Origin of the sequence: Microbacterium oxydans, assembly GCF_006540085.1 — a bacterium.
Classification (GTDB): domain Bacteria; phylum Actinomycetota; class Actinomycetes; order Actinomycetales; family Microbacteriaceae; genus Microbacterium; species Microbacterium oxydans.
On record NZ_BJOG01000008.1, the window covers coordinates 480,977 to 489,075 of the forward strand.

The 8,099-nt window shown below is 68.0% G+C and carries 6 protein-coding genes; all 6 read right to left on the reverse strand.

Translation table 11 applies throughout. The annotated features are described in order from the left end of the window. Positions 1-54: 54 nt before the first annotated feature. Positions 55-3,267 (reverse strand): efflux RND transporter permease subunit, encoded by a 3,213-nt coding sequence (locus MOX01_RS16600; protein WP_141370597.1) that lies wholly within the window; start codon positions 3,265-3,267, stop codon positions 55-57. A gap of 16 nt (positions 3,268-3,283) precedes the next feature. Next, positions 3,284-3,871 carry a TetR/AcrR family transcriptional regulator gene (locus tag MOX01_RS16605; protein WP_058631657.1) on the reverse strand — a complete coding sequence of 196 codons (588 nt, stop codon included), beginning with the start codon at positions 3,869-3,871 and terminating at the stop codon, positions 3,284-3,286. Between the two features lie 157 nt (positions 3,872-4,028). Continuing rightward, on the reverse strand, positions 4,029-5,210 hold the full coding sequence (locus MOX01_RS16610) for a Gfo/Idh/MocA family protein (RefSeq protein WP_211368779.1): 1,182 nt from the start codon (positions 5,208-5,210) through the stop codon (positions 4,029-4,031). 42 nt (positions 5,211-5,252) lie between these two features. Then, positions 5,253-6,308 carry a LacI family DNA-binding transcriptional regulator gene (locus MOX01_RS16615; RefSeq protein WP_061015370.1) on the reverse strand — a complete coding sequence of 352 codons (1,056 nt, stop codon included), beginning with the start codon at positions 6,306-6,308 and terminating at the stop codon, positions 5,253-5,255. A 3-nt stretch (positions 6,309-6,311) separates the two neighbouring features. After that, positions 6,312-7,199 (reverse strand): carbohydrate ABC transporter permease, encoded by an 888-nt coding sequence (locus MOX01_RS16620; RefSeq protein ID WP_017204308.1) that lies wholly within the window; start codon positions 7,197-7,199, stop codon positions 6,312-6,314. Then, on the reverse strand, positions 7,192-8,099 hold a 908-nt coding region (locus MOX01_RS16625), incomplete at its 5' end, for a carbohydrate ABC transporter permease (protein ID WP_218028595.1). The genes MOX01_RS16620 and MOX01_RS16625, both read right to left, overlap by 8 nt.

Here is an 8,099-nt window from a genome sequence, read left to right on the forward strand (position 1 = left end):
CCGGGCGAGGCACACATGGTCTCCGTTTCGGCCGGACGGAGCCGGGAGCGTGCTCTACTCCCCGCGCTCCCGCAGCTCACGCCGTGTGAGCTGCGTCGCGTGCGGCAGGCCGGACGCGTCGATCAGCACCGGGCCACCGGAGCCCGTCGCGGCGGCAGGCGCGGCGGGGTCGGCCGGGGCGTCCGGACCGGGCGCCGCACCGGCATCCGAGCCCCCGGCCTTGCGGGCAGCGCGGCGCTCCTTGGCACCCTCGACGAGGTTGTACAGCGTCGGCAGCACGATCAGCGTCAACACGGTCGACGAGATCAGGCCGCCGATCACGACGATCGCGAGGGGCTGCGAGATGAAGCCGCCGTGGCCCGTGATGCCGAGCGCCATCGGAGTCAGAGCCAGGATCGTCGCGAGCGCGGTCATGAGGATCGGCCGCAGACGCTTCTCCCCACCGGCCTTGACCGCCTCGATCGTCGACAGACCCTTCTCCCGGTACTGGTTCACGAGGTCGACGAGCACGATCGCGTTCGTCACCACGATGCCGATGAGCATCAGCACGCCGATCAACGACGCGACGCCGAGCGGCACGCCCGTGATGATCTGCAACAGGATCGCCCCGGTCGCCGCGAACGGCACCGAGATGAGCAGTAGCAGCGGCTGGCGCAGCGACTTGAAGGTCGCGACCATGACCACGTAGACGATCAGTATCGCCGCGAGCATCGCCAGCCCCAGCTGCGAGAACGAGTCGGCCTGCTGGGACGCGACACCGCCCACCTCGGCGGATGCACCGTCGGGCAGGTCGACCGCCGCGAGCGCGGAGTTCACCGACTGCGTGGCCGTGGCGAGGTTGTCGGACGCCGGCGGCACGGTGATCGTCGCAGTACGACGGCCCTGCTCCGTGGTGATCGAGGTGGGTCCGTTCTGCTGCTCGACGGTCGCGATGTCCTGCAGCTGCACGATGCCGGCAGGCGTCGGGATGGTGAGCTGCTTGAGCGCATCGACCGTGGTCGGTGGGTTCGGAGTCACGATGTAGACCGTCAGCGCGGTGTCGTCGATCTCGACGGATCCGGCCTGCTGCGGGCGCATGGTGCCCGAGACGATGGCACCGACCGCGACCTCCGAGAGTCCTCGTTGCGCGGCGGCTTCCCGGTCGACCACGACGGCGATGTACGGCAGCGACGCGGCGAGGTTGTCGCTCACCTGGCCGACGCCGTCCTTCCCGTCGAGTTCCTTGACCAGCGCGGTGGTCGCCGTCTGGAGGTCGTCCGAGTTCGAGGCGCTGACCGTGATCTCGATGTCGCTCGATCCGAAGCCGGCCGAGGCCGAGACCGCGACGTCCCCGACCTCGTCACCGAGGCCGTCGATCGCATCCTGCACATCCGCGCGGAGCTTCTCCTGATCGGCGTTCGAGTCGGTGAGCACCGAGTACGTGACGCCCGCACCGCCCGAGAAGGCGTCGCTGAGCGCCGAACCGCTGGTGCCGATCGAGGCCTGTACGTGCTCGATGCCGTCGATGTCGAGCAGGGCGTCTTCGACCGCCACCGCCGCATCCGACTTGGCCTGGAGACTCGCCGTCGGGCCGAGGTCCTGTGTGATCGTCATGGTGTTCTGGCCGGAGTCGCCGAGGAAGTTGACCTTCATCAGCGGCGCTGCGGCGAGCGTGGCGCCGAGCACGACGACCGCCAGGATCACCGTGACACCGGAGTGCTTGAGCGTCCAGCCCAGGATCGGCCGGTACTGCCGCTGCAGCCACGTCGGCGGAGCGTCGGGGTGCTCTGGGTCGATCGCGTCGCCGTGCTCGTCGAGCAACGGCTTGCCCGGCTTGAGGAACCAGTAGGCGAGCACCGGCACGATCGTCAGGGCTACCAGGAGCGAGGCGACCATCGCGATCGTCACGGTCATCGCGAACGGCCGGAAGAGCTCGCCGACCATGTCGCCGACGAAGACGATCGGCAGGAAGACCGCCACGGTCGTGATGGTGGACGCCGTGATCGCCATCGCGACCTCGCGCACCGCGAGGCGGATCGCATCGCCCTTGTCGGCATCGCCCACGTAGTGACGTTTGATGTTCTCGATCACGACGATGGAGTCGTCGACCACTCGACCGATCGCGATCGTGAGCGCACCGAGGGTGAGCACGTTCAGCGAGTAGCCGAACGCCTGCAGCCCGATGAAGGTGATGAGCACGCTGGTGGGGATCGAGATCGCGGTGACGAGGGTGGAGCGCACCGACATCAGGAAGACGAGGATCACGAGCACCGCGAACACCAGGCCGAGCATTCCCTCGGTGGCGAGCGTCTCGATCGACTGCACGATGAACGGCGCCTGGTCGAAGATCACCGTGAAGGTCGCGTCCGGGAAGGCGTCGCCGATCGTGTCGAGCGCGGCGATCACGCCGTTGGACACCTCCACGGTGTTCGCGGCCGGGAGCTTCGTGATCGAGATCGACAGCGCATCCTTGCCGTCGACACGGGAGATGGAGGTGACGGGATCGGACTCCTGCACGACCGTCGCGACATCGCCGATCGTGACGTCGCTGCCCACCAGCGGAAGGGCGGCGATCTCCTCGACCGAGGTGATCTTCGCGCCCGTCTGCACCGTCAGCGTCTGACCGTTCTCGGTGATGTCGCCACCGGGGAACAGCGTGCCGTTCTGGTCGAGTGCGTCGTTGATCGCCGAGGTGCTCTGGCCGGCAGCAGCGAGCTTCGCCACGTCGGGCGTGATGCTGATGCGCTGACCGACCCCGCCCACGATCTCGGCCGCGTTGACGCCGTCGACGTCTTCGAGTTCGGGGATCGCGACGGATTCGAGCTGGGCCTGGGCGTTGTCCGCGTCCTCGAACCCGGTGACGGCCACCTGGATCACGGGGAAGTCGTCGATGGAGACCGACAGCACCTGCGGCGTCACATCCTCCGGCAGCTGCGAGGAGATGCGGTTGATCGCCTGCTGGATCTTCTGCTCTGCCGTGGCGAGGTTCGTGCCGTAGGCGAACATCGCCTGCACGATCGACGCGTTCGTGGTGCTCGTCGCCGTCGTCGACTCCAGGCCGGGGACGCCCTGGATCGCCGCTTCCACCGGGGTGGACACGTCGTTCTCGACGACCTCGGGCGATGCGCCGGGGTAGGTCGTCATGACGACGAGCGCCGGCAGCTCGAGCGAGGGGATGAGCTCCTGCTTGAGGTTCGTGAGCGCGAGGCCGCCGAACACCGCCGCGACGATGGTGATCAGCGCGATGAGCGCGCGGTTCTTGAGGCTCAGGATGGCGAGTTTCGACAAGGCGGTTTCCTCGGTGTCAGGGTGTGGCTGTCGCTGCGGAGGGGGTGGAGACGGAATCTCCGAGGATCCGCGCCAGTGCGGACTCGATGAAGGACTGGGCAAGGCGGTCGTCGCGGATCTGCGTGCTCCACATGACGCCGTCGATGAAGATCATCGCCGCTCTGGCACGGTCTTCGCCATAGGTGGGCGTGAGCAGATCGACCAGGCGGTCCGACAGATGACGAGCGAGATCGCGCAGGCGGGGGTCGTGCACGGCGGCGGTGACCACCGCACGGTCGGCCTGCACGGCGTGATGGTCGTCCATGCTCTCGAACACGAGGGCGGCGATGACGTCGGGCGTGTCGCCGCGTTCGGCGATGGTCTGACGCACTCCGTCGAGGCGGGCATCGACCTCTTCCGCGAGGGCGCGGAACGCGGCAGCCCTGAGGTCGTCGAGGGTCTCGAAGTACTGCGTCGTCGCCCCGAGAGGCACCCCGGCACGCGCGGCCACCATACGGTGTGTGACCGCTTCGGCACCCACCTCGACGATGAGCTCGGCGGTCGCGGTCACGATCTCCCGACGGCGCGCCTCAGGGTCACGTCGCCGACGCTCCCCGTGCCTCATCCCGCCCCCTTGGACATCCGTACATGTACGTTTGTACATTTCAGGATTGTGAAGACGCTGGGAGGCGGCGTCGCCCCAGCGTTTCGAATCGCGCACATGGTTCGATCTGGGCCGCCGATGCCCCCCCCCCCGTTGCGCGATTCGAAGACGGGTGGGTTCAGACCAGCGCGGCCTCGACCTGCCCGCGCTCGAAGTAGGCGACGAGCTCGGGATCCAACGGCGGAACCTCGATCGCCGATCCGTCGCCACGCAGCGACGCGGTGGCGAGGATGCCGGCGGCGACGGCCTCGCGGGCCGCGACGGGCGACGTCTCGGTGAGTCCGCCGTGCCGCACGAAGCGCAGGAACTCCGCGACGAGCAGGGCGTCCGCACCGTCGTGCCCGGCGTCTGGCACCTCCGGGACGATGAAGGTCTCGTCGGCCGCCGCCGCTCCGGCATGACGCCGATTCCACAGCTTGACCTCACTGCCGGCCACGTCGCCGAAGTTCTCGATGCGACCCTCGGTGCCGATCACGGTGTAGTTGCGCCAGTAGTCGGGCGTGAAGTGGCACTGCTGGTATGACGCGAAGATCCCGCCCTCCAGCTGCATGTTCACCATCGAGATGTCCTCGACGTCCACCACCGGGTGCAGTCCCGTCAGCGCGGTCGGCGGCCAGTTGTCCATGCTGAACCAGTCCGGCATCCGCTCCCCGGTGCGGTCACGCCGGTCGGTGATGTCGCCGTACACGCTGAGCGCGCCCATCGCCGAGACACGCTCGCTGTAGGCGCCGGCGAGCCAGTGGATGATGTCGATGTCGTGGGCGCCCTTCTGCAGCAGCAGCCCGGTGGTGCGGCGACGGTCGGCGTGCCAGTCCTTGAAGTAGAAGTCGCCGCCGTGCCCGACGAAGTGGCGCACCCAGACGGCCTTGACCTGACCGATGCGGCCGCTCTGGATCAGCCCGCGCATCAGTGTGATGACGGGCATGTGCCGCATGTTGTGGCCGATGTAGAGCCCGGTGCCGGTACGGCGTGCGGTCTCGAGCATGCGGTCGGCGTCGGCGAGGTCGATCGCGAGGGGTTTCTCGCAGAACACCGGCACGCCGGCTTCGAGCGCGCGGATGCTGAGCGCGGCGTGCGTGTCGTCGGGGGTGAGCACCATGACGGCGTCGACGCCCGAGGAGAGCAGCTCGTCGAGCGAGTCGGTGATGAGCGCGTCCGGCACGAGCAGGCGGGCGTCCTCCCGGGCACGCGGGGCGAGGTCGCACACGGCGGAGATGCGCGAGCCGTGCCCCGGTCGATGCACCTCTTCCTGCAGGGTCGAGCGCGCGCCGAAGCCGATGATGCCGATCTGGAGATCCACGATGGTCCTTCTTGTGTGATGAGTCTGTGCGGGATGCCGAGGTCAACGGGCCCGCGGGGCGGGGGCGTCGAGGTCGGTCGATCCGCCGGGGAAGAGCGTCCATGCGAACTCGTGCAGACGCCCTGGTGCGGGGTCGGTCTCGAGAGCGCGATCGACGATGATGCGCGCCTGCCGCTCGTAGAAGTCGGTCGGACCGACGGTCGTGAGGGTCGGCGCGATCAGGCGGGCGTCCGGGGTGTTGCCGACCCCCACCACCGCGACATCGTGCGGCACGCGGAGGCCGAGCATGTGCGCGGCATTGATCGTGGCGATCGCTGCGAAGTCGGTCGTGGCGTACACGGCATGCGGCCGGTTCTCGCCGGACAGCAGCTCGACCGCCGCGGTGAAGGCGCTCGCCTGGGTGTCGGCGTAGGTCACCGTCCACGCAGGATCGGGAACGATGCCGGCGGCAGCGAGCTTCTCGACATACGGCGTGTAGCGGGTGATCTGCTCGTCGGCGAGGCGCACCGCACCCTCCGCGGCGATGCACCCGATCGCGGTGTGCGTCTCCAGCAGATGATCCATCGCGATCTCGCAACCGGGGATCGCGTCGGAGCGGATGACGTCGAAGCCGTCCGGGTCCAGATGCTCGGAGAACACCACGAGGCGCTGTCCGCGGCGCACGAGGTCGGCGAGGTTCTTCCGCGCCGCATCGTCGAGACCCACGCCGTCGAGGTAGGCTACGTCGCTCTCGACCCGGTCGAGGGCCGCGTGCCAGTCGCCGTCGGCGAGGATCAGCGTGGTGAGCCCGTGCCTGTTCGCCTCGGCGTTCACGGCATCGGCCACCGCCAGGGACCACGGGTCGCTCAGCATGTGCAGCGAGAGCTGCACCATGCCGCTGCGTCCGGTGCGGATCGCCCGGGCCGCGCTGTTCGGTCGGTAGTTCAGCTCGTCGGCGGCCGCCAGCACCCGCGCCGCCGTGGCTTCGGCGACACCGGCCCCGTTCGTCCCCGACCGACCGGAGAACACGTAAGACACCGTCGCCGTCGACACTCCCGCCCGTTCGGCGACCATCCGCAGCGTCGGCCTTCGGGGCGCCTGGTGCTCGCTCTTCGCCATGTCTCAGCCCTTCGATCCGCTGAACGCGATGCCCTGGATGAACTGTCGCTGCAGCACCATGAAGGTCACCAGCATCGGCAGCGTCGCCAGCAGCGCGCCCGCCATCAGCACCGGATAGTCCGTGCCGTGGATGCCGACCAGCTGCGACAGGCCCACCGACAGCGGCATCTTGGCGGGATCGGTCGTCACGATCAACGGCCAGAGCAGATCGTTCCAGGACCACAGCACAGTGAACACCACAAGTGCGATGATGCCAGGCTTCGCGAGCGGAACCATGATGCGCCAGAAGGTCTGCCACGGATTCGCGCCGTCGATGCGTGCGGCTTCCTCGAGCTCGGCGGGCATCGACATGAAGAACTGTCGCATCAGGAAGGTCCCGAAGGCGCTGAATATGCCGGGCACGATGAGCGCCTGCAGCGTGTTGAGCCAGCCGAGCGACTGGATGATCTCGTACTGCGGCAGCAGGTACAGCTGTGACGGCACCATCAGCACAGAGAGGAACACCACGAACAGGGCGTTGCGGCCGGGGAACGGGATCCGCGCGAACGCATAGCCCGCCATGGTGCAGAGCACCACCTGACCCACCGTGCGCCCGACCGTGAGCCACACGGAGTTCAGGAACATCTGCGCGAACGGCATCGAGTCGAACACCTCGGCGAAGTTGGTGAACACCCACTCGCGCGGCAGGAACGACGGCGGCACCTGCACCGAGTCGGACAGCGTCTTGAACGAGGTGAGCAGCTGCCAGACGAACGGGAAGACCATCAGCACTGCGCCGACGAGGAGCACGAGGTGCACGATCCAGAGACCGCGGTTCTTGGGCTTCCCCGCCCCGGAGCGCGCGGGCTTCGCGCCCACGATGGCGCGTGTGTCGAGGGAAACGTCACTCATAGTGCACCCACTTCTTCTGCAGACGGAACTGCACGATCGTGAGGATCAGGATGATCACCAGCAGCAGGAAGGCCACGGCGGCCGCATAACCGCGGTCGTTGTCGAGGAACCCCGCTTCGTAGAAGAGGTAGACGACGGTGCGGGTGTTCGGCATCGCGGGATTGCTGCGTCCGAGCATCATGTAGATCAGGTCGAACACCTGCAGCGCCCCGATCACGCTGATGACGCTGACGAAGAAGATCGACGGCGACAGCAGTGGGATCGTGATGGAGAAGAACTTGCGCACGGGACCGGCGCTATCCAGGTCGGCCGCCTCCATGATCGTGTCGGGGATGCCCTGGAGCCCGGCGAGGAAGATGACGATGTTCGTGCCGAGTCCCGCCCAGATGCCGACGACGGCGATCGCGATCAGGGCCGTGTTCGGATCGGTGAGCCAGCTGCGCCCCTCGATGCCGACGGCGGCGAGCGCGGCGTTCAGCACGCCGTAATCGCCGTTGTAGATCATTCGCCAGACCAGCGCGATCGCCGCGGGCATGGTGACCACGGGGATGAAGTACAGCGTGCGATAGGCGCTGCGGCCCTTGAGCCCCGTGGTGTTCAGCAGGGCGGCGATGCCCACGGCGAGCGGGATGCCGATGAGCGCGATGACCGTGTAGATCGCGGTGTTGCGCAGGGCTCCGATCAGCTCGGGGTCCTGGAACAGGCGCGTGTAGTTGTCGAGGCCCACCCACTCGGCCCCTCCGAACGGGCCGGACTTCGTGAACGAGATGATGAGCGTGCGGACGGTCGGCCAGAGGTAGAAGACGGCGATGCCCAGGGCGGTCGGGCCGAGGAACACCAGCGCCCACCAGGCCGAGGCCGCTGGGCTCCGTCGACGGCGGCGGGGGGCGGATGCCGGGG

Excerpts from the sequence above, each read along its gene's own strand:
- MOX01_RS16605 (WP_058631657.1), bottom strand. The coding sequence starts at position 3,871 with ATGAGGCACGGGGAGCGTCGGCGACGTGACCCTGAGGCGCGCCGTCGG.
- MOX01_RS16615 (WP_061015370.1), bottom strand. The coding sequence starts at position 6,308 with ATGGCGAAGAGCGAGCACCAGGCGCCCCGAAGGCCGACGCTGCGGATG.
- MOX01_RS16620 (WP_017204308.1), bottom strand. The coding sequence starts at position 7,199 with ATGAGTGACGTTTCCCTCGACACACGCGCCATCGTGGGCGCGAAGCCC.